The organism is Bacillus sp. AG4(2022), from assembly GCF_031844465.1.
GTDB lineage: Bacteria > Bacillota > Bacilli > Bacillales > Cytobacillaceae > Bacillus_AB > Bacillus_AB infantis.
The window spans coordinates 96707-118994 of the sequence record NZ_JAUZVH010000003.1 but is presented as its reverse complement, the minus strand read 5'-3'; the positions used below and the strand labels follow the sequence as shown (position 1 = coordinate 118994).

Below are 22288 nucleotides of genomic sequence, written 5' to 3'. Positions count from 1 at the left end.
GATATACTTGAAGTCGCAAATAAAAACCAAAACTCGCAAATATCCCTCAGCAACCACACCCCGCCGCCCACCAAAACCTCCCCTGTAAACGATTTCACCTCCCCCTTTAAATCACCAAAGGATAGGAGTATAATAAAATCGTGAAAATTCGTACAGAAACAGAAGATTTTTGAGGGGAACGAAAGGGAAGGGGATCTTGCTGTGAATTTCGAGACATTACAGGAAAGCATGTACCAGTTGATTGTGGAGACTTCTACGAACCTGCCGAAGGATGTGCGCCGCGCGATCAAGAGTGCGAAGGAGCGCGAGAGCGCCGGCACGCGTTCGGCGATGAGCCTTGGGACGATTACGAATAATATTAAGATGGCGGACGATAATGTATCGCCGATCTGCCAGGATACAGGTTTGCCGACTTTTAAAATCAAGACGCCGGTCGGTGTGAACCAGCTGGAAATCAAGGAAGCGATCAAGAACGCGATTGCCCTTGCGACGAAAAACGGGAAGCTGCGCCCGAACTCTGTTGATTCGCTGACAGGCGACAACAGCGGCGACAATCTTGGCGCCGGCACACCGGTCATCAAGTTTGAGCAATGGGAAAAGGATTATATCGACGCGCGCCTGATTTTAAAGGGCGGCGGCTGTGAAAATAAAAATATCCAGTACAGCCTTCCATGCGAGCTGGACGGACTGGGCCGCGCAGGCCGCGACTTGGACGGCATCCGCAAGTGCATCCTGCATTCTGTGTACCAGGCACAGGGGCAGGGCTGCAGCGCCGGCTTCATCGGCGTCGGCATCGGCGGTGACCGCTCTTCAGGCTATGATCTTGCCAAAGAGCAGCTGTTCCGTTCCGTGGATGATGTGAACCCGCATCCAGACCTGCAGAAGGTTGAAGAATATGTGCTTGAAAATGCCAATAAGCTCGGCATCGGCACCATGGGCTTCGGCGGCGAAACGACGCTGCTTGGCTGTAAAATTGGTGTCATGAACCGCATCCCGGCCAGCTTCTTTGTATCTGTAGCGTACAACTGCTGGGCATTCCGCCGTCTCGGCATCAGCATTTCTCCTGCGACAGGCGAAATCAATGAGTGGATGTACCAGGAAGGCGAGAAGATTGACTTCGCGCCAACAGAAGCCGAGCTTGAAACAGCGGCTGCTGTAGAAGAAACAGCTCAGAATGTGGTGACGCTGCAGGCGCCGATTACAGAAGAGCAGATCCGCGCTCTCAATGTCGGCGATGTGGTGCAGATCAATGGCATGATGTACACAGGCCGTGACGCGATCCATCACCATCTGATGGACCATGATGCACCGATCGACCTCAATGGCCAGGTGATCTACCACTGCGGTCCGGTTATGATGAAGGATGAGGCAGGCGAATGGCATGTCAAAGCGGCAGGCCCGACGACAAGCATCCGCGAGGAGCCTTACCAGGGCGACATCATGAAAAAATTCGGCATCCGCGCCGTGATCGGCAAAGGCGGAATGGGGCCAAAAACACTGGCAGCCCTCCAAGAGCATGGCGGTGTCTACCTGAACGCTATCGGCGGCGCAGCCCAGTATTATGCAGACTGCATCAAAAAAGTCGAAGGCGTCGACCTGATGGAATTCGGTATTCCGGAAGCGATGTGGCATCTGAAGGTTGAAGGCTTCACAGCCGTCGTAACGATGGACTCACACGGCAACAGCCTCCACCAGGATGTGGACAAATCTTCACTCGAAAAACTGTCCCAATTCAAAGAACGGGTTTACTAAAAGATACAAAAGCGGGGAGCCAGGTGCTTCCCGCTTTTTCTAATGTTTGACAGAATGCTCCCGCCCATTTTCACAAACACTAAAGCTAAAAGGTTTGAAGGAGGAAATGGGATGAGATATTGGAAGCAGCTTGCGATGGCCATTGTGCTTTTTTTTGCCGGAAGTGCTTCGGCCCATGCAGGGACCGCCAATTCACCGATCCACTGGGGCTTCCAGAAGGCAAAGGATGAAGTGCCGGCAGAGGCGGGCAAGCCGCTCGATGATCTGCTGGAGCGCTATGGGTCTTATTATAAAGGCGATACAACCAAGAAGGATATTTACCTGACATTCGATAACGGCTATGAAAATGGCTATACGGAGAAGGTTCTTGATGTTTTGAAAAAAGAACAGGTGCCGGCCGCCTTTTTCGTGACAGGCCATTATTTGAACAGCGCCCCGGACCTTGTCAAGCGGATGGCGAAGGAAGGCCATATTGTCGGCAACCACTCCTGGCACCACCCGGATATGACGAGGATCAGCGATGAGAAGCTGGCGAAGGAGTTGGAGATGGTCCGTGCGAAGACGGAGGAGCTGACAGGCATCAAGCAGATGGCGTATCTGAGGCCGCCGCGCGGGGTTTTCAGCGAGCGCACACTTGACCTTGCGAAAAAGCAGGGCTATACGCATGTATTCTGGTCGCTTGCCTTCGTCGACTGGCATAGGGACGCACAGAAGGGCTGGGAATATTCCTATAACAACATCATGAAGCAGATCCACCCCGGCTGCATCCTCCTGCTGCATACCGTCTCAAAGGACAATGCCGATGCACTGGAAAAAGCGATCCAGGATCTGAAGAAAAGGGGCTATACGTTTAAAAGCCTTGATCAATTGGAGATGAATAAAGCGTTCGAACATGATATGCTGTACTAGACACCTGCCCAAATCACCACGGATTTGGGCTTGTTTCTTGGGAGCAGCATGCTTCCCGGTGTTATAATAAGGTAAAAAACACAAGGGATGGATGCTAGTTGGCTATTTTTCAAATGAAAGGACCTTATAACTTTGATCTTGTACTGGACAGGCTATCGCTTGATCCGCTTCATCATGTCGACAAGGAAAAGCGGAGCGTGAAGGTTCCTTTGATGATTGAAAATGAACCGGTCGCTGCCGAGGTAATAGCGACGGGAACCACAGAGCATCCCGAATTCATCATAAACGGCATAGATGGAAAACATAAAGAAAAAGCGGAAGAGCGCCTGGCGCAGATCTTTCAGTGGCATATCCCGCTTGAGGATATTCATACCCATTTTCAGAATACAGAGCTGAAGGCGATTTTTGACGAGCATTACGGCACACCGGTCGTGCTCGATTTCGATCCGTACGGCTGCCTGCTGAAATGCATCATCCACCAGCAGCTCAACCTGTCATTTGCCTTCACGCTGACGAAGCGGTTTGTCGAGACATTCGGATTCGAAAAAGACGGCGTCTGGTTCTATCCGCGCCCTGAAACAGTGGCCGCCCTGACGGTGGAAGAGCTCCGCGAGCTCCAGTTCAGCGGCAGGAAGGCCGAGTACGCCATCGGCCTCTCAAAGGAAATCACCGAAGGAAGGCTGAATCTCGACGAGCTGGCCGAAGAGCCGGATGAAATGATCATGAAAAAGCTCATCAAAATCCGCGGCATCGGCCCATGGACGGTCCAGAACTTCCTGATGTTCGGACTCGGCCGCCCCAATCTTTTCCCGAAGGCAGATATCGGGCTGCAAAATGCCCTGAAGAAATTATATAAGCTTGAAGCAAAGCCGACCCACGAGCAGATGGACGAATATATGCTGGGCTGGGATCCTTATCTAACCTATGCTTCCCTGTATCTCTGGCGAAGCATTGAATAAATGGAGTGAATCAGCACGATGAAAAACGAACAAACCGTGAAAATACAAGAAAAGCAGACCTTCCCGCTCACAATCAAGCGGCTCGGCATCAATGGCGAGGGCGTCGGCTATTTTAAAAGGCAGGTCGTCTTCGTACCAGGTGCACTGCCTGGAGAAGAGGTCGTCGTCGAAGCCACAAAGGTGAGCCCGAAGTTCGCCGAAGCCAAAATCAAAACGATCCGCAAAGAATCCGAGTACCGCGTCCAGGCACCATGCCCGGTCTATGAGCTGTGCGGCGGCTGCCAGCTGCAGCATCTCCGCTATGACCGCCAGCTGCAGGAAAAGCGCGACATCGTCATCCAGGCCCTTGAACGCCATACCAAGCTTCCGGTTGCAGGGCTCGACATCCGCGATACGATCGGTATGGAGGACCCGTGGAACTACCGCAACAAAGCGGCCTTCCAGGTGGGCCAGGAGGATGGGAAAATCATCGCCGGCCTCTATGGGCTCAACTCCCATAACCTGATCAACATCCCGCAATGCGTCGTGCAGCATCCGCACACCAATAAAGCGATCGGTGTCGTCAAAAAGGTCATGAACAAGCTCGGCATCTCCGTCTACAACGAAAAGACGAAAAAAGGAACCGTCCGCACCATCATGGCCCGGACCGGCATCCAGAGCGGCGAGCTCCAGATCGTCATCATTACATCAACCAAAGACCTGCCGAAAAAAGAGCAGCTCATCACAGAAATCACTAAGAGGATGCCGCAGGTCAAATCAATCATGCAAAACATCAACGGCGAAAAAACATCCCTGATCTTCGGGAAAGAAACGCGCCATATGCACGGGGAAGAATACATCCAGGAAACACTCGGGGACCTGTCCTTCGAGCTGTCCGCCCGGACCTTCTTCCAGCTCAACCCCGAGCAGACCGTCAAGCTCTATAACGAAGTCAAAAAAGCCGCCAGCCTCACAGGCAAAGAAAAAGTCGCTGACGCCTACTGCGGCGTAGGCACCATCGGCCTCTGGCTCGCCGACCAGGCAGGCGAAGTCCGCGGAATGGACATCATCCCAGAATCCATCCAGGACGCCAAGAAAAACGCCGCCAGAAATAACATCAAGCACGCTAAATACGAAACTGGGAAAGCTGAAGTTCTTCTGCCGAAGTGGATGAAAGAAGGCTGGAGGCCGGATGTCATCGTGGTTGATCCGCCTAGGACCGGGCTTGATCAGGCACTGCTGAATACGATTTTGAAGGTGAAGCCTAAGAAGGTTGTTTATGTGTCCTGTAATCCGTCGACATTGGCGAAGGATATTGCGGTGCTGGATCCGGAGTATAAAGTGGAGTATATGCAGCCGGTGGATATGTTTCCGCAGACGGCGCATGTTGAGTGCGTGTCGCAGATAGTTTTGAGGGTGTAAAGCCAAAATAAACTCCTGGCATCTAAAATAAACCCTTGCCATATTCAAAACAAAGTTCTGATATGCCTGTGGAAAACGTGTGGACAGAGGCAGAAATTAAAAGCAGGAAAAAAAGGGTGGGACCAGGAATCCCATCCTTTTTACGTTGAAATAGGGTGAGAAAAAGAGCCTGTAAAGGCTTGATACAGCAAGGATTGAGTAAAAGTGTTTGGAGTTTTTACCTGAAAAAAGAGTGTGAAAAAGTAGGGGAAAAGGCAGGAAGATAAGTAGGAAATAGCAGAGCTTTATTATCATAAAAAATAAAGTTGTGGGAGAAAAAAGTAAGAAGAAAATCGAGAAAAAGCCCCTTTTGTGCAGAACTTTATTTTAAATGGTAGAATTTAGGTGGCGTAAGAATGCAGGTTGAGAAGGTGTGGAGTAGCAAGACATTAATATTACTGAACAGAGGAGTGGAGCAGGTTCCTGAGGAGGGGGCCTGTTTTTTTGTTTCCATCTATTCCTATTGACCGATGTAGATAATAGAAGAAGGAGACTGGATGTTATTGTGGTTGATTCGCCTGAGACGGGGCTTGATTAGGCGTAGTTGAAAACGAATTAAAGGTGAAACCTAAACAGGTTGTGATGCTTCTTGTATCCGTCTACATTGGCGGAAGGATATTACTGTCAGATACGCAGAATAAATGTGCAGCCAGTGAATAATGTTACCGTAAACGGTGCTGTTGAAGTGGTAAGTAGTTCCCCGTGGAATACCACCAGATGAGAGTGGTAGATCAGTTGGTCAATCACAGCTTCCTTCAAAGGCTTGGAACCGTATCCAAGCCTTTTGATTACCTCGATGTTAGAAGCCAACGTTCAACTTTAACTTATTTATTTTACTTTATTACTTTAAAAATCCCCATTATTCCAGATATAATACCATCTTTTGCTAAAATAGAATTCCTACATTCCAAGCATTTTTTCTGATCCATTACCTCAGTGTGACCTGAAGGATTGCGGTAATATTTCGTGATTATGTTTATTCTTTGATTAAATTTTCCGAGTAAATATGAATTTGTTATCATCAAGAATCGTTTGTATTCTGACTCAATCTTTGTAAGTTCTTTATTATTTAATATTTTTCTTAATATAAAAACATGTTCTCCCAACGTTAATTTCATTTTATCGTTGGAAATAACAAATGATAATTTAGATTCGAAATCTGAATTCTTTAATTTAATATTCTTTGATTTGTAAAAATGTTTGAATGGAAATAATAGCTTTTCGTTAAGCTCATTCTCTACAGATTTACAGTAATTTAAAGTGGGAGGTGAGTAATCTAAATTATCATTAAAAACTTGTAAAAATTCACGTAATACTTCAGCTGTAGTAATGAAAAGTTTACTTTTTTCCTCTAGTTTCTCCCAATGGGTTTTTCCTATTTCATTTTCAACATTTGCAGTAACTACTCCTGATAAAACATTAAAAGCATCTGTATTCGCTATTTTAGATAAGCTATTATCAATGTAACTATCAATCTGATAATATTCTTCGCGTTCTTTTTTAATCTCTTCTATGTTCTTCTCTACTTTTTCTATATTATTTCTTTTGAAAGCATATGCTCCAAAAATAGTTCCTATTAAAGAAGGTATGATAGAATAGCCGGGAGAAGCACCAACCATAAAACTTCCTTTGTGTGCAGCAACATGTTTAAGATTGATAGTTTCTGTGGGTGGTGTAAAAGTATATAAGTCTTTTGTAACTAGTTCAAGTTCTGAAATGTGCTTTGGTTCTAAAAGTTGAATTATACTCATTGACTATACTCACTTCCATTTTGGTAGAAAATATATGTAGTTTAAATATGAAGCTACAAAATCAAATTTGGATTTTTTTTACTGCTATACTATCTATAAAGGGAAAATAAGCAGATACCTAGTATGATAATTACTGCGACTCCAACACTAATAATCACTTTTTTATCTTTTTTCTTAGCTGGTGGATTGTCTAACGGCTTTTTTATATAAGATTTCTTGATACTCTCTACTTGATTGTATAAGAATTGAATATGGTCAGTTATTCTAGTATATGTGCCTTTAGATTGCTCTAATTCATCAAGAATATCATTTAATGCATATTGGTTCTGTGAATGCATAATAGCTAATGAAATTACTAGTTGAACAGTTATGTTTTGAGATTCTGAGATGTCACGCATTGCTGCCACTATTTCTTTCTGGTTACTTCCAGTCACTCCTCCAACCATTCTCTTAAAGAATCCTCTTTTTTCTATCTTTTCAATTCTTCCATTTACTTCATCAAGTTTGCACAGAGCATTCCTAACTGTGTCACGCACGTTATTTTGATTAACTAGCTCATGGTGTTGGTCTAAGACCTTTGCTGCTTCTGTTTTTGATTTAATTGCTACTACATTTCCCATTTCTCGTTCTCCAATCGTGCCTTGATATTATCTAATTTATCTAGTCGAGATTGAACCGATTCATTTTTAACAATGTCCTGTCCTGCTTGGAAACGTTCCTCATAATCTTGTAACCTTTTAAGAGTATTAATTCTTTCGGTGGTGAGATCTTGAACGGTAGTAACAGTTCTTGCGACTTGGTTACCATCTGCCTCCACCAATTCTGCAATATATATAGAACCTTTGTGGAGAAGTTTTACATTTGCTTGAACAGAATTTGTTAAATCTAGAATATCTGCAAAAATACCATCACCAAAGGCGTCATCTAAAGCCCTGCGTAAAACAGAACCAACTACAAAGCCAATCCCAATACCTATGATTCCACCTGGAACAAATAACGATAAACCGGCAAGTGCACCACCTGTAATCGCACCTTTGACTCCGTCTTTACCTATCCTAGAAACTAATTCTTGTTTACTTATTTCACCTTTTTTATAAGCAATAAAATTAAATAATGAACTAATCCCAATGGATATAGCTGCTCCTATTACAGCTCCGCCAGCTACTTTATCTACTACTGCTTTTGTGGAGAGTTCAGTTGTCATTTGTCCACTCTGAATTTTATCTTTTAATGCGTTAACTGAATCTGAATTCTCTTTAACGGTACCCATTACTTTTACTGGATTTGGCAGTCCTTGTTTCTGGGCTTCTTCGATTAATTCCTTAGGTCCAACTAAAGTAATGTTTTCATTATAATGACTATTACTAGTGAACTTTTCAAGCACCTTGTTAATACTCTCTTCTGATCGTAAGGTTTTAATTTGGTATTCATTGATGACTTTTCCGGTAAATCTATTTACCTCAACAGCATCTATTCCAGGGTAATTACTTGTAACATTTCCACTTGCATCTTTTGCAAAATCTGTCTTAGTAAAGAGACTTCTAAGACTACCTTGCATTTCCCGAACAAAATCAACTTCTCCAGCACCATCTCCCTGTAATCTACTTAATGCGTTAGCTTGTGAGTTAGTTGAGCCAGATAAACGATCGGTAAGCCATTCTTTAAAGCCTTCAGGTGAACTGTAAGGCATATTAGGGAATTTTTCTTGTAATAACTGAGCAGTTTCTATGTCTCTAATAAACTGGTGAGTTCCTTCATATACTCCAGGAATTCCTCTTGTTACCATTTCATGAGCACCAGCAACAGAAGCAATATCTAGAAACTCTTTCAGATCATTTCTATTTAAGTGCTTTTTTATATAAGATATATCTTCTTGGGATAATTCTTTTTCAATGTGGTTACTCATAATTAAGCTCCTCTAAGCTTTGTATAGCTGTGGTTCTAACTTCTATACTTTTATCATCTTTGCTAAATTTTTTTAGTATGTTTACTGGGGTGTTTTTATTTGATGCAACGGCTTCTCTAACTGAAACACTTGTGTCGTGAGACAAGTCAATCAGAATACCATCGTAATTTGCTATATGCTTTGCCAAATGTACACGGTCTTTTTCATCCAAAGTAAGTGCACTTTTTTCGTCGTCTGGTCCCCAATCTTCTAGTTGAAGTAATCTGGTTAATTCTTGACTTTCCATCTAATCACTTCCTTTAATTTGATGGGAATAATTTACTACTATTATGTAATATATTCGTATAATAATCTACGCTTCATGTAAAATATTCCTAATTTTTTGTTAGTAGATTCCTTCGGGTGATAGACAACTTACCAGTATATGGTTGAAATGATACAGGGAAGTTTTATAATTAAAATTAGGTGTTTTTAAATATTCATCCCTTTGACTACAATTCTAAGAGAAATGTAGAAGGTTTATTGGAAATTGGGAGAAAAGGAGAAAGAGCGTGCAAACTTCAAAAAGTATGTTGAGTAATAAAAAAGTAGATATTTTAAAAGAAGAATTTAAGGTTTATATACAGACAAAGTACAGCCACTTGAAAGATAAGAGTGTCATTTTAAGTGATGCTTTTTATCTGTATCGACATGATGTTGGAATAAGATTGTGGGAAGCTCTTGAAAATGAACATTCAATGAAACGATGCCAAGGTTTACTTGAAGCTTACTTTACGAGTGAACATAAGGTTAAAAATCCTACCAGCAACACAAACACCTACATGAGGTCTATCAAAATCCTAACAGAGTTCATAGATAACAAATATGGTGGAGTAAAAGCACTTATTGAAAATGATAAGCATAAAATTCATTACCCCAGAAGAACCTGTACATGATAATAAGAATGGAAAAAGTACAGGTGCCGACAATTCGGACGTTCCTCAACCATCCCAAAATGAACTCCAAAAATATCTACATGTATGGGACACCTTAGAAAATTACTCCTTACAGGAAAGTGCTCTTGAGAAATTATTTTTAAGAATTTACCCCAATAATACAGATATTGACGATGTACTGATAAAGGTATCAGCTTTGAATGACTTTTACAGTACGAATATATTCTCCCCATTCCAGGTTGCAAAGCATATTATCGGTTTAGACATTGATGATGGACTTAATAAAGGAGAGGTTAAACTGGTGAATGAGATTGCCAGAGTACAGATGGAAAATGGTTCAGTGAAGAATTTCTATTCCTTTGCGACCAAATCTTGTAGTCACCATAACCCTTTAGAATTCCCTATCTATGACAGTTATGTAGCTAAGGTCTTACGCTATTTTAGAGATGTGGACAGTTTCTATGATTTTAGAAATGACGACTTAAAGACATATACAAAGTTTAAGAATATACTTCTTCAATTCAGATTGTTCTATAAGCTTGAATCCTACACCTTGAAAGATATTGATAAATATTTGTGGTTATTAGGTAAAGAGAAGTTTCCTAATAAGTATTCCTAAGACACCAGTTTTTTCTTTGAGTCCTTTATTACTACTTGAGAATTGAGGTACGATATGTCAAATATAAAAATTTTCCAGGAAGAACATCCTTCTATAAAATCCTATTGGCGTTCGTTAAATGTAATAATTAAAAAGAATTAAAAATTATTAAGATAATGGCTTAATCATATTAACCTTTTGGTAGACGTAGAATTAAGGGCCTGACCCCAAAATAACTAATGCTTTAAAGCGTGTGGGGTCAGGCACCTTCTTCCTACAACATTTCATTTCGGAAAATTTCTTTACGGCGATTCTTTTCGCTAACCAGTCCTTATCTTAAATTTCAGGGCCAGTTCCACAAGTACTCCTGTTATAAAAATTTACAAAATTGAAAAAACATATTGCGTACATTTAATTTTGATGATAATATTCAGCACAGGTAATCAAAATTAATAGCAAGCTTTCAACTCTTATCGAGAGCAGGCGGAGGGATTTGGCCCGATGAAGCCCAGCAACCGACCGTAATTCCGTTGTGAAACGGGGCGCAGCAAGATTTGCGCCGGTATGTAAATACCTTTAAGGCACGGTGCTAATTCCAACAGAGGAGATTTTTCTTTTCTGGGAGATAAGAGGTGTGGAGATTCGATATATAATCTTCAGCCTCTTTCTCTACGTAGAAAGAGGCTTTTTTATGTCATAAAAGGAGTGATCTACAGGTCAGCATCAAAGGGTTCAAAGCAAAAGCATAAAAAAAAACAATAATGGAGAGAGAAAATGAAGAATAAAAAATGGAGCTTTCTATTAAGTATTTTTGTCGTTATCCTGCTTACAGCAGGGTGCCAGCCAAAGACAGGCGTCAGCACCGAGGGAGAGGCGGCGGCTGATAAAACCAATGGTGATAACCAGCTTGCCGATAAAAAGATCGCATTAATTATGCAGCAAAATCTTGGTACGTTTTCTGCTCAATATATTGACGGTGTGAAGGAGCAGGTTACGAAATTCGGCGGAACTACCACAGTTTTTACTTCTGATGGTGACCTGGCGAAAATGTCTTCAAACCTAGACGCAGCGATCAACCAGGGATTTGATGCTATTTTAATAGACCATGGCACGAAAGAAGCATTGGCGGCCGGAGTCCAAAAGGCGGTCGAGAAAGAAATCCCAGTCGTTGCCTTTGACGCCGAGGTTAGTGAACCGGGTGTGACCGTGCTTGAGCAGGGTGATCAGCAGATGGCAAAAAGCACTCTTGAGAGACTGGCTGAGGACTCAGATGGAAACGCAAATATCGTTAAAATATGGGTAGCCGGCTTTGCGCCGATGGAGCGAAGACAAGTCGCCTATAAGGAATTCCTTGAACAGAATCCGGGGATTAAAGAGGTCGCGGCATTTGGAGCAGCGACGCAGAATACAGCATTGGATACTCAGTCACAAATGGAAGCCATTTTAAAGCAGTATCCGGAGAAAGGGCAGATTACAGCGGTTTGGGCAGCATGGGATGAATTTGCCAAAGGAGCCGTTCGTGCTATTCAGCAGGCCGGCCGGACAGATATCAAAGTGTACGGAATCGATATGAGTGATGAAGACCTGCAAATGATTCAGGACAAGAATTCTCCTTGGGTGGCAACTGCAGCTGTTGATCCAAAGGATATTGGCAGAATACAGGTTCGCTATGCCTATCAAAAATTATCCGGAGAAGAGACTCCTGACAATGTTAAATTAACACCGGTGTTCGTATCAAAAGATGGACTCCCGGAAGAGCAAATCACCACCACGGAGCTGAATGAATACGTGGAAGGATGGGGCAACAGCGACCAGGGATATACCGAAACCCTGAAGGAATTGGAAGAAGGGAAATAACAGCGGGACATTAGGCAGCCTTAGGTTAAAGGCCGCCTGATGTTTTCCTTTTTAAAGGAGGCAGCATGATGGGTGCATCACTACTTGAAATGAGAAATATATTCAAGAGCTTTGGAGCAGCAAGGGCTTTGAAGGGAGCTGGACTGCATTTGGCCTCTGGAGAAGTACATGCTTTATTGGGGGCCAATGGTGCGGGTAAAAGTACGCTTATCAAAATTCTGGCGGGTGCTTACAGCCATGATGAAGGCGATATTTATCTTAACGGAAAGCCAGTCACGATCCATTCACCAAAAGAGGCGAAGGATCTGGGCATCCACTGTGTTTACCAGGAGGTGGATACGGCATTGGTGCCGCAGCTGACAGTGGCGGAGAATATTCTGCTTGATTCCTTTGCCGGAGGAAACCGTTTTTTCGTCTCAAAAAAGGAGCTGAAGCGAAAAGCAGAAGAAATTCTTGCTCTCCTGAATGAAGAGCAAATAGTTGTAGACCAATATGTCTCTGAGCTGACCCTCGCTCAAAAGCAAATGGTGCTGATCGCCAGAGGCCTGGTCAAAGAGGCGGGCATCATCATTTTGGATGAACCGACTGCCCCGCTGTCGATCGAGGAAACAAAGTATCTTTTTAACATTGTGAGAAAGCTGAAGGCGCAGGGGATGGGCATCATCTTCATTTCCCACCGGCTGCCGGAAGTATTTGAAATAAGTGACCGGATTACCGTCATGAGAGACGGTGAAACCATTCAGACCTTTAAAACAACACAAGCTACCCATCAGGAAATTGTCGAGGCGATGCTTGGCAAAGACATTCAAATCACAGAAAAACAAAAATCGGTACCTGGGAAGAAACTGTTAGAGGTCAATGGGATAAGTGATGGCGGGTTAGTGAAAAATGCCAGTCTTTCGGTTTCAAGTGGAGAGATAGTAGGAGTCGCAGGGCTGGTTGGAGCAGGAAAAACAGAGCTGTCGCGGATCTTGTTCGGCCTTACGAAAACAGAATTAGGTGAAATGACGATGAATGGGAAAGTAGGTCCCTTTAAAAGCCCGGCGGATGCGATACGTGCGGGTGTGGTTTTAATTCCGGAAGAAAGGAGGAAAGAGGGATTGTTTATCAATGAGTCGATTGAACATAATCTTTCTTTCCCTCATCTAAAATCGTTTTCCTCTTTTCTTTTCATGAATAAAAAATCGGAAAAAAGCCACGCGGAAAAAATTATTAAAAACCTGGGTGTTAAAACAGGCGGGACAACTGATCCGGTTCTCCATTTAAGCGGAGGAAACCAGCAGAAGGTGGCGATTGGAAAATGGACAGGAGCAGACAGTGACCTCTATATTTTCGATGAACCGACCAAAGGTGTGGACATTGGTGCAAAGAAGGAAATCTTCGACCTTATCCAAGGCCTTGCCGACCAGGGGAAGGGTATTCTCTATCTTACTAGTGAAATTTCAGAAATCCTGACTGTCTCGGACCGAATCTTAGTGATGTATGACGGGATGATTGTAAGAGAATTATCAAGGGAAGAGGCCTCACAGGAAAAAATTCTGCTGTATGCGAGCGGGGGAAAGGAGGAAAGTGATGAGCAGCCAAGTGTTTCAGTTTGTATATAAATATGGTGCCATCCTATTGATGGCTCTGATTTTGGTTTATTTCACCATCGTAAATCCGGCATTTTTTTCTTACAGTAATATATCCGATATTCTGCGTTCCATCTCCATTGTCACCCTGCTGGCTTTAGGAGTGACATTTACCCTGATTGTGGATGGATTTGATTTGTCGGTAGGATCCACGATGTCCCTTGCGACGGTCTTAACAGCTTCTTTGATGGTATGGTTTGAGCTCCCGCTTTGGGCAGTCCTGGTCCTCCCGATTTTGGCAGGCGCCGCGGTGGGGCTGTTTAACTCCCTTCTTATTGTAAAAATTAAAATACCTGATCTGCTGGCAACCTTAGGGGTCATGTATATCATTTCAGGCCTGCACCGCACATACACTGAGGGATATTCTATCTACAGCCACATGGAATTGACAGCTGGAGGAAAGGCGCCTGGAGAGTTCTATTCAAATTTCCTTTGGATTGGGCAGGGAAGACTATGGGGAATTCCTGTTCCAGTGATCATAATGCTGATACTGGTGGCTGCTGTTTACGTGGTATTGAATAAAACCCGGTGGGGAAGAATCCTGTATATGACCGGGGGGAATGCAGAGGCAGCCCGGTTGTCAGGAACCAATGTGAATAAGGTGAAAACCCTTGCTTACATAGTATCCGGGATTTTTGCATCGCTGGCAGGGATTCTCTTTTCGTCCAGGGTTGGATCTGGACAAATAGATTCCGGGGCTTCCTTGCTGATGGAGGCTGTAGCCGCTGTCTTCGTCGGATTCTCTGTTCTTGGGGCAGGAAAACCCAATGCGTTGGGCACGTTTTTTGGAGCAGCATTAATAGGAGTGCTCCTCAACGGGCTGACGATGCTGAATTTACCATATTACGCATTTGAAATTGTAAAAGGCACAGTCCTCGTCCTTGCACTCACGGTCACCTATTTCCGACTCAGTGCTAAAAAATCAGCGCGTTCAAAAATACAAATGAAGAGTGCCAGTTAGAGAAATAGGTGCCTGACTCCACACTAGTTAATACTTTAAAGTGTGTGGAGTCAGGCACTTTCTTTTGTTTCCGCAGACGGCGCATGTTGAAGTGGTAAGTGAATTGGTATTGAAGAGTGGAGCAGGTTCCTGAGGAGGGGGCCTGTTTTTTTGTTTATATGAGGATGGTTGACCTAAGCCTAAAAGGGCTTGAATTAGATGAGAAATATAAACTTTACCTATTAACGCGAAAATTTGTTAAAGGGGGAACTATTGCTTGTATAGAATAACTTATACATTAAAATATTTGAAAATTTCGATTAGGAGGTTCCCGATGGATAAAAAGCTATACAGAAGGCTCGACTTTCCGGATACAGGAATTAGTTTATATGAAAGCAAGCATCTAAAAGGCAAGTTTGTCTCTGAGCATTATCATGACTATTTTCAAATTCTATATGCTCTTGAAGGTGAAGGTGAAATTACACTGGATAGCAGGGCCTATAACTTTTCAAAAGACAAAGTGGTGCTGATTACGCCCAATTGTGTTCACTCCATAAAGGCGGCTACCAAAATGACTGTATTGGTTCTGGCATTTTCATTGCCTTCTATGGAAATCACCCTGCAGAAAGAACTGCTTTCTCTAATGCAAAAAGAATCGCGGCATTTTGAACTTGATTTATATACAGCAAGTGAAATCAGGCCATTAATTAGAAAAATGCTATATGAACAGAAAAATGGTGATCTTTTTGGAAAGCTGTCCATGCCCGTGTATCTTATAGAAATCATGATTCATCTGCTCCGGCAACAGAATTATACTTCTGTCCAGGATGCCAATGATATTCGCTCGATACAAATGAAGGAGTACATAGAAAGGCATTACTTCACTAATATTACAGCCGAAAGCCTTTCGGCAGTCTATGGGATTTCAACCAGATATATGAACGATATCTTTAAAAGAAAGTTTAATGATACGCCTCTGCAATATCTTCAAAAGGTAAGAATTAACCATGCTAAGGAATTACTTCTGGAATCTGATCTGGATATTGTGTCCATTTGTTTTGAAGTGGGATATGAAACACTTTCGACTTTTTACCGTACTTTCAGAAATTTAGTAGGAATATCACCAAACAAATTCCGATTATCTTCTCAGTCGGCTTCAGTTGTTTCAGATACAGTATCCTGATTCCCTATCTCCAAAATTAAGAATTTTTCTCCCAATCTCATAAGACTTTAATTTAAAGAAAATTCAAAATAGTAATCAAAGAGAAAATAAATTCTTAGGAGGTCAAAGGGACATGAAAAGAAGATGGGGATTATTTTCAATTTGTATTCTAATGTTTGCTGTATTTGCTGCCGGCTGCGGAAAAAATGGAGCAACAGAGCAGAGCGGGAACGCTGCGGAAAAAGAAGAATATGTTATTAAGTTTGCACATGTTGTAAGCGCTTCAACGGCAAAAGGGAAAGCTGCAGAAAAGTTCAAAGAGCTATTGGAGGAACGTACGGACGGAAAAATCAAAGTAGAAGTATTCCCTGATTCCCAATTAGGAGCAGACAGGGAAATCACTGAACAAATGCAGTCTGGAACGATTCAGATGAATGCTCCCTTTACTGGTGTCCTGCCGGCCTTTGTTAAACAATTTGAAGTGTTCGATCTCCCTTATTTATTTAAAGACCGTGACCATGTAAAAAGCGCTGTAAATGGAAAAGTGGGCGAAGTGTTCAACCAGTATCTGGAGAAACAAGGGCTTCGTGCATTGGGATATTGGGACGGAGGATTCAAACACCTGACAAACTCTAAACAAACAATTCAAAAGCCGGAGGATCTTGATGGCCTGAAGATGCGTGTCTCACAAAGTCCGCTGCTTATCTCCCAGTTCCAGGCAATGGGCGCCGGCGGGGTTTCCATTGACTTTGCGGAGTTATATACAGCCCTCCAGACGAAAACAGTTGATGGACAGGAGAATCCCTTAAGCAATATCGTCAGCAAGAAGTTTTATGAAGTCCAGGATTATTTGACTTTAAGCGGTCATGGATATATGGCCTACCCATTATTGATCAGCGAGCAGTACTATCAGAAGCTTCCAGCAGATCTTCAGAAGGCTGTTGATGAGGTAGCTGCTGAGGTAACGGATTGGCAATGGGAGCAATCAGCTGCTGATGAAGAAGCCTATATGAAAACATTAAAAGAATCAGGAATTGAAATTACTGAACTGACAGAATCGGATAAAGAAGCATTTATTGAAGCGACAAGCGGAGTTTATGAAGACTTTAAGAAAGTAGAAGGCGGTCAGGAACTCCTCGACGCCATAAAAGAGGCAGAATAATTTCTTGAAATTACAATTAAGGGCGGCTGATAGCCGTCCCTTTTTCTAAGGGAGGGAGTTACATTGCAGAAAATCAACCACTTTCTAAACTACTTGGAAGAATATGTGGGAGTGGCTTCACTAATCTTTACATCTTTGCTTGTTTTTGTCCAAGTGGTGCTCAGGTATGTATTTAATTATTCCTTATCCTGGTCAGAGGAGGTGGCCAGGTACTTAATTGTCTGGTTTGTATTTATAGGGAGCAGTATCGCAGTCAGGGAAAAAGCACATGCCACAATGGATGCTCTTGTCACCTACTTGCCGATAAAAGGGAAAAAGATTTTCTCTATTATTGCCAATCTGATTTCAATTGTTTTTTGTGTATTTTTAATTTGGTCAGGCAGTGGAATCGTGACAAGTGTGATTGAGTTCGGCAGCGTGACACCGTCCACCGGATTGCCGATGTTTATCCCATATCTGGCTATTCCTGTAGGTGCAAGCCTGATGGCAATCCGCTTTTTGCAGCTTTTAGTTCAGGATATCAAAAGCTTTCGTTCAGATTACACAATTATTCCCCCTTCTAAAGAGGAGGCTCCCAAACTATGATGCTCTTATTAATCTTTGCAGTTCTTCTATTACTGGGTGTTCCAATTGCCATATCCATCGCGTTAAGCACCATTATTGTCATCTTTCAAAGTGATGTTCCGATGGACACCTTGGCGAGGACGATGTTTTCAGGGGTCGACTCTTTTTCGCTTATGGCCATTCCTTTCTTTGTATTTGCAGGAGACCTGATGCTGGCAGGGGGGACATCCAAGAGGCTAATTGACTTTACAAAGAAATGGGTCGGCTGGACAACCGGTGGACTACCGATTGCGGGGGTGCTGTCATCAATGTTTTTTGCTGCCCTTTCAGGTTCAAGTCCGGCAACAGTGGCAGCAATCGGGGGCATCATGATTCCATCGTTAAAGGAGGCTCGTTTTTCTGAGAAGTTCTCAGTTGGACTTATGTGTGCATCCGGGTCTCTCGGAATCATCATTCCTCCCAGTATTACGTTTTTAGTCTATGGCTCTGTTGCCGAGGTTTCGATTGGCAAATTGTTTATAGCCGGAATCGTTCCGGGAATCTTTATAGGCCTGATTCTTATGACTGTCGGTTATATTATTGCAAAGAAACAAGGGCATAAGCCAGATCCGCGGCCAACCGGCAAGGAATTATGGAAATCCACGATTTCTGCCATCTGGGGAATTCTGATGCCGGTGATTGTTCTTGGCGGCATCTACTTTGGTGTATTCACTCCGACAGAGGCTGCAGCGGTCGCGATTGTTTACAGTATGATCGTCGGCTTTTTCATCTACAAGGAACTGACTTTTAAGGAACTATTCGCAGTGACAAAAAGATCCATTGTGACTTCTGCCATGATTATGCTTGTCATCTCTGCTTCAAAGGTATTCAGCTGGTATTTGACATACGAACAAATTCCATCAACCGTTGCAGGGACATTAATCGAATATGCCTCCAATCCTTTTGTTTTCTTAATTTTGGTGAACATTATTTTGCTGATTGTGGGTATGTTTATGGATTCAAGTGCAGCAGTGCTGATCCTCGTTCCGCTGTTTTTGCCAGTGGTTCTGGAAATGGGAATTGATCCTATCCATTTCGGTGTCATCATGATAATCAACCTGGCAATCGGAATGTTAACTCCGCCATTTGGATTGAATCTTTTTGTGGCATCAGGGGTCAGCAAAATGTCGCTCGCTGGTGTAACCCGGGGAACGATGCCTTTTATTTTCGTGCTGATTGCTGCATTAATGGTTATCACTTATGTGCCGCAGCTTTCTCTTTATTTATCAAACTTTGTTTACCAATAATCTATTATTTTCGCCTCTTCTGCAAAGAAGGGGCATTTTTTTTTATTTCCCAGATTAAATGGACCTTCTCCTCTAATCTCCGATATTGCAAAAAGCCTTCCGATTTGAATGAGAAAATCCTGTCAGAAATTTTTAGAATAAGATTAAGCTCAACAATAATTACTTGGCTATAAGGTCAAAAAGGAGGAAATAATTATGGCAGTTAAAAATATCGGGATTATTATGAACGGTGTGACAGGAAGGATGGGAACCAATCAGCATCTAGTCAGATCGATTGTGGCCATCCGGGAGCAAGGAGGGGTGGAGCTGGCGAATGGTGATATCATTATGCCGGACCCAATCCTGGTTGGAAGAAACAAAGATAAACTGCAAGCGCTTGCTGAAAAGCACAATATTCGCCGATGGAGCACGGACCTCGATGAGTGCCTGGCAGATCCTCATAATATTATTTATTTTGATTCCCAAACGACCGTCAGAAGAGCAGCTGCCATTCGAAAAGCAATCGATGAGGGCAAGCATATCTATTGTGAAAAACCTACTGCCACAAGCTTGGAGGAGTCAGTTGAACTTGCGAAGCTGGCCAATGAGGCCGGCGTGAAAAATGGTGTTGTGCAGGATAAATTATTCCTTCCTGGCTTATTAAAACTAAAAAGACTGATAGACTCAGGCTTTTTCGGCAAAATCCTTTCCGTGCAAATGGAATTCGGCTACTGGGTATTTGAAGGCGACTGGCAGGCTGGACAGCGTCCTTCGTGGAATTACCGGAAGGAAGACGGCGGCGGAATCATTGTTGATATGTTTGCTCATTGGCGATATGTCCTTGATAACTTATTTGGCAAGGTAGAATCTGTTTCCTGTCTGGGTAAAACGCATATTCCTAAAAGGGTCGATGAAAAGGGAGATACGTATGTGTGCACAGCTGATGATGCAGCATATGCGACCTTTGAACTCGAAGGCGGCATTGTCGCACAGGTGAATTCTTCGTGGACGGTTCGTGTAAATCGTGAGGATCTATTAACGATTCAAGTAGATGGCACACACGGAAGCGCTGTAGCCGGTTTAAGAGATTGCAAGATTCAGCATCGCATCAATACACCGAAGCCTGTTTGGAATCCTGACATTGAAAATTCGTTCAACTTTACAGAACAATGGCAGGAAGTACCCGATAACCAGAATTTTGATAATGGATTCAAGGTCCAATGGGAGCTGTTTTTAAAGCATATTGCAGCCGATGAGCCATTCCCTTGGGATTTGCTGGAGGGTGCTAAAGGGACACAGCTTGCGGAATTAGGGCTTAAATCCTGGGAGGAGCGTCGCTGGATTGATGTACCGGAATTAAGCCTGGAGGTGAGGAAGAATGATGAAGCGGTTAACTCTGCCAGATAAAAACGGAAACACATATCAATATCAGACAGAAAATCATAAAGCTTTCATCAAACCCGAAGGCCATTTCAAAAGCAGGATCGCCTTTTCAGCAGCGCATGTGGTTGCTGATCCTCTTGCAGATTCTGATCCCATTCTACACCCGCAGATTGACTGGGAAAACACACTAGCTTATAGAAGGCATCTATGGTCTCTTGGTCTCTCGGTGGCAGAGGCAATGGATACGGCACAGCGCGGAATGGGTCTTAATTGGAATAGTGCAAAGGAGCTTATTCGCAGATCTGCAGCAGAAGCAAAAGCAGTGGGCGGCAGAATCGCTTGCGGCGCCGGGACAGATCATCTGCTTCCTGCACCTTCAGTCACTCTGGCGGACGTCCAGGCGGCTTATGAAGAGCAATGCGAATGGGTGGAGCAGCATAACTCGCCAATCATCCTGATGGCAAGCAGGGCACTGGCAGATTGTGCTCAGGGGCCTGAGGATTATGAGAGAACCTATGCCAATATTCTGCGGCAGGTTTCCAAGCCGGTTATTCTCCACTGGCTTGGCGACATGTTCGATCCTTCCTTGAAAGGCTACTGGGGCTATAAAAATCTTGATGATGCCATGGAAGTCTGCCTGAATGTGATTTGGGATAACAAAGACAAAGTCGATGGAATTAAAATTTCTCTCCTTGATGCTTCACGTGAAATCGAGATGCGCAGACTTCTTCCACCGGAAGTGAAAATGTATACCGGCGATGACTTCAATTATCCTGAATTGATTAAAGGGGATGAACAAGGCTACAGCCACGCCCTGCTTGGAATTTTTGACGCCATCGCACCAGCTGCAGCAGCGGCTCTGCATGCATTAGACGAAGGGGATGAAGATTCCTATCATGCAATATTGGATAAGACAGTTCCCCTGTCACGCCATATCTTCCAAGCTCCAACTTATTCATATAAAACCGGTATCGTCTTTATGGCCTACTTGAATGGGCACCAATCTCATTTCCGGATGATCAACGGAGCTGAGAGTGCAAGGTCTATCGTGCATCTTTCGGAACTGTTCGTATTAGCAGATCAGGCCGGCCTGCTATCAGATCCGGAGCTTGCTGCGGAAAGAATGAAGCTGGTATTAAATGTAGCCGGGATCCGTCAGGAGGAATATTCTAGTGGAAAATTATGAACGGCTAAGCCTAAATCAAATTACAACAGAACAATGGGATCTAAAGGAAGCCATCGAGGGATGCGCCCGGGCAGAAGTTCCCTGGATAGCCCCATGGAGGCATAAGGTAGAGGAACTGGGCTTAAGTACAAGCAAGAAGCTGATCAAGGATGCAGGCTTAAAGGTTTCCAGTTTGTGCAGAGGCGGCATGTTCCCGGCCGGAACTGCTTCCGAACGAGGAAAAAGAATCGATGATAATAAAAGAGCCATTGAAGAAGCCGCCGAGCTTGGTACAGATGTACTCGTTCTGGTTTGCGGACCATCTCCTGACCGGGATATCGTATCTGCCCGGCAAATGGTTCAAGAAGGAATCGCCCAGCTGGTCCCTTTTGCTGAATCGTATGGGGTGAAATTAGGAATAGAACCGCTGCATCCTATGTATGCGGCGGAAAGGTCAGTAGTCGTTTCAATGGACTTGGCCAATACTTTAGCAGAAGAATATCGGCCTGAACAGGTAGGAGTTGTGGTTGATGTCTTTCATGTATGGTGGGATCCAGATTTATATAATCAGATCGACCGTGCCAAAGAACGGATCTTAGGATTCCATGTTTCCGATTGGCTGGTGCCTACTCCTGATATGCTAAAGGGGCGAGGCATGATGGGCGACGGTGTCATTGAAATCAGCCGGATTCGCAAGGCGGTGGAGAAGACAGGGTACAGTGGACCAATTGAAGTAGAGATATTTAATGATCAGATTTGGAGCCAGGCTGGTGATGATACATTGGTTCAGATGAAAGAAAGGTATTTGGAGCATGTGTAGGAATGAGAGTGGAGACATGTATAGGCTGGCAAGCATGTAATAAAAAACAAAATTAAAGAGGTAGCTGCTCCCACATTTTTTAAAGCCTT

Annotated in this window: 20 protein-coding genes and 1 riboswitch; of the genes, 16 read left to right on the top strand and 4 right to left on the bottom strand. The window is 43.5% G+C overall.

Going from position 1 to position 22288, the window contains the following annotated elements:
- Positions 1-228 precede the first annotated feature (228 nt).
- The 4 genes from Q9R36_RS09460 to rlmD all read left to right on the top strand — a co-directional run bounded on the left by Q9R36_RS09460 (position 229) and on the right by rlmD (position 5021).
- Complete coding sequence (locus Q9R36_RS09460; RefSeq protein WP_148950668.1) at positions 229-1752, top strand: fumarate hydratase; 1524 nt, start codon at positions 229-231, stop codon at positions 1750-1752.
- A 111-nt stretch (positions 1753-1863) separates the two neighbouring features.
- Positions 1864-2661 carry a delta-lactam-biosynthetic de-N-acetylase gene (pdaA, locus tag Q9R36_RS09455; RefSeq protein ID WP_311225015.1) on the top strand — a complete coding sequence of 266 codons (798 nt, stop codon included), beginning with the start codon at positions 1864-1866 and terminating at the stop codon, positions 2659-2661.
- Between the two features lie 113 nt (positions 2662-2774).
- Positions 2775-3620, top strand: coding sequence for a DNA-3-methyladenine glycosylase family protein (locus Q9R36_RS09450; protein ID WP_311225142.1), 846 nt, complete (start codon positions 2775-2777; stop codon positions 3618-3620).
- Positions 3621-3638: 18 nt separating this feature from the next.
- Positions 3639-5021 (top strand): 23S rRNA (uracil(1939)-C(5))-methyltransferase RlmD, encoded by a 1383-nt coding sequence (rlmD, locus tag Q9R36_RS09445; RefSeq protein WP_311225014.1) that lies wholly within the window; start codon positions 3639-3641, stop codon positions 5019-5021.
- An 872-nt stretch (positions 5022-5893) separates the two neighbouring features.
- Here rlmD and Q9R36_RS09440 read toward each other — a convergent pair.
- From Q9R36_RS09440 to Q9R36_RS09425, 4 genes are all read right to left on the bottom strand, one after another.
- The gene (locus Q9R36_RS09440) at positions 5894-6811 is read right to left on the bottom strand and encodes a hypothetical protein (protein WP_311225013.1); all 918 of its coding nucleotides are present in this window, start codon (positions 6809-6811) and stop codon (positions 5894-5896) included.
- Between the two features lie 89 nt (positions 6812-6900).
- Positions 6901-7431: a hypothetical protein gene (locus tag Q9R36_RS09435; protein WP_311225012.1), complete on the bottom strand. Its 531-nt coding sequence runs from the start codon at positions 7429-7431 to the stop codon at positions 6901-6903.
- A complete protein-coding gene (locus Q9R36_RS09430) occupies positions 7419-8717 on the bottom strand; it encodes a hypothetical protein (RefSeq protein WP_311225011.1) in 1299 nt (432 codons plus the stop codon). The genes Q9R36_RS09435 and Q9R36_RS09430 overlap by 13 nt, the downstream gene beginning before the upstream one ends.
- Positions 8710-9003, bottom strand: coding sequence for a hypothetical protein (locus tag Q9R36_RS09425; RefSeq protein WP_311225010.1), 294 nt, complete (start codon positions 9001-9003; stop codon positions 8710-8712). Before Q9R36_RS09425 ends, Q9R36_RS09430 begins: the two co-directional genes overlap by 8 nt.
- Positions 9004-9268: 265 nt before the next feature.
- Between Q9R36_RS09425 and Q9R36_RS09420 the strand changes: the two genes are divergently transcribed.
- The 12 genes from Q9R36_RS09420 to Q9R36_RS09365 all read left to right on the top strand — a co-directional run bounded on the left by Q9R36_RS09420 (position 9269) and on the right by Q9R36_RS09365 (position 22199).
- Positions 9269-9652 carry a hypothetical protein gene (locus tag Q9R36_RS09420; protein WP_311225009.1) on the top strand — a complete coding sequence of 128 codons (384 nt, stop codon included), beginning with the start codon at positions 9269-9271 and terminating at the stop codon, positions 9650-9652.
- Positions 9609-10271: a hypothetical protein gene (locus tag Q9R36_RS09415; protein ID WP_311225141.1), complete on the top strand. Its 663-nt coding sequence runs from the start codon at positions 9609-9611 to the stop codon at positions 10269-10271. Before Q9R36_RS09420 ends, Q9R36_RS09415 begins: the two co-directional genes overlap by 44 nt.
- 446 nt (positions 10272-10717) lie before the next feature.
- Positions 10718-10882, top strand: a riboswitch (SAM riboswitch).
- Between the two features lie 142 nt (positions 10883-11024).
- A complete protein-coding gene (locus tag Q9R36_RS09410) occupies positions 11025-12107 on the top strand; it encodes a sugar ABC transporter substrate-binding protein (RefSeq protein WP_311225008.1) in 1083 nt (360 codons plus the stop codon).
- Between the two features lie 65 nt (positions 12108-12172).
- Positions 12173-13711, top strand: coding sequence for a sugar ABC transporter ATP-binding protein (locus Q9R36_RS09405; protein WP_396137111.1), 1539 nt, complete (start codon positions 12173-12175; stop codon positions 13709-13711).
- Positions 13680-14699 (top strand): ABC transporter permease, encoded by a 1020-nt coding sequence (locus tag Q9R36_RS09400; RefSeq protein ID WP_311225007.1) that lies wholly within the window; start codon positions 13680-13682, stop codon positions 14697-14699. Before Q9R36_RS09405 ends, Q9R36_RS09400 begins: the two co-directional genes overlap by 32 nt.
- A gap of 313 nt (positions 14700-15012) precedes the next feature.
- Positions 15013-15861, top strand: a complete 849-nt coding sequence (locus tag Q9R36_RS09395) for a helix-turn-helix domain-containing protein (protein WP_311225006.1) — start codon at positions 15013-15015, stop codon at positions 15859-15861.
- Positions 15862-15973: 112 nt separating this feature from the next.
- Positions 15974-17002, top strand: coding sequence for a TRAP transporter substrate-binding protein (locus tag Q9R36_RS09390; protein ID WP_311225005.1), 1029 nt, complete (start codon positions 15974-15976; stop codon positions 17000-17002).
- A gap of 63 nt (positions 17003-17065) precedes the next feature.
- Positions 17066-17587 (top strand): TRAP transporter small permease, encoded by a 522-nt coding sequence (locus Q9R36_RS09385; protein WP_311225004.1) that lies wholly within the window; start codon positions 17066-17068, stop codon positions 17585-17587.
- Positions 17584-18852: a TRAP transporter large permease gene (locus tag Q9R36_RS09380; RefSeq protein WP_311225003.1), complete on the top strand. Its 1269-nt coding sequence runs from the start codon at positions 17584-17586 to the stop codon at positions 18850-18852. The genes Q9R36_RS09385 and Q9R36_RS09380 overlap by 4 nt, the downstream gene beginning before the upstream one ends.
- Before the next feature lie 195 nt (positions 18853-19047).
- Complete coding sequence (locus Q9R36_RS09375) at positions 19048-20238, top strand: Gfo/Idh/MocA family protein (RefSeq protein WP_311225002.1); 1191 nt, start codon at positions 19048-19050, stop codon at positions 20236-20238.
- A complete protein-coding gene (locus tag Q9R36_RS09370; RefSeq protein ID WP_311225001.1) occupies positions 20210-21400 on the top strand; it encodes a dihydrodipicolinate synthase family protein in 1191 nt (396 codons plus the stop codon). Before Q9R36_RS09375 ends, Q9R36_RS09370 begins: the two co-directional genes overlap by 29 nt.
- Positions 21387-22199, top strand: a complete 813-nt coding sequence (locus Q9R36_RS09365; protein WP_311225000.1) for a sugar phosphate isomerase/epimerase family protein — start codon at positions 21387-21389, stop codon at positions 22197-22199. The genes Q9R36_RS09370 and Q9R36_RS09365 overlap by 14 nt, the downstream gene beginning before the upstream one ends.
- Positions 22200-22288: the final 89 nt, after the last annotated feature.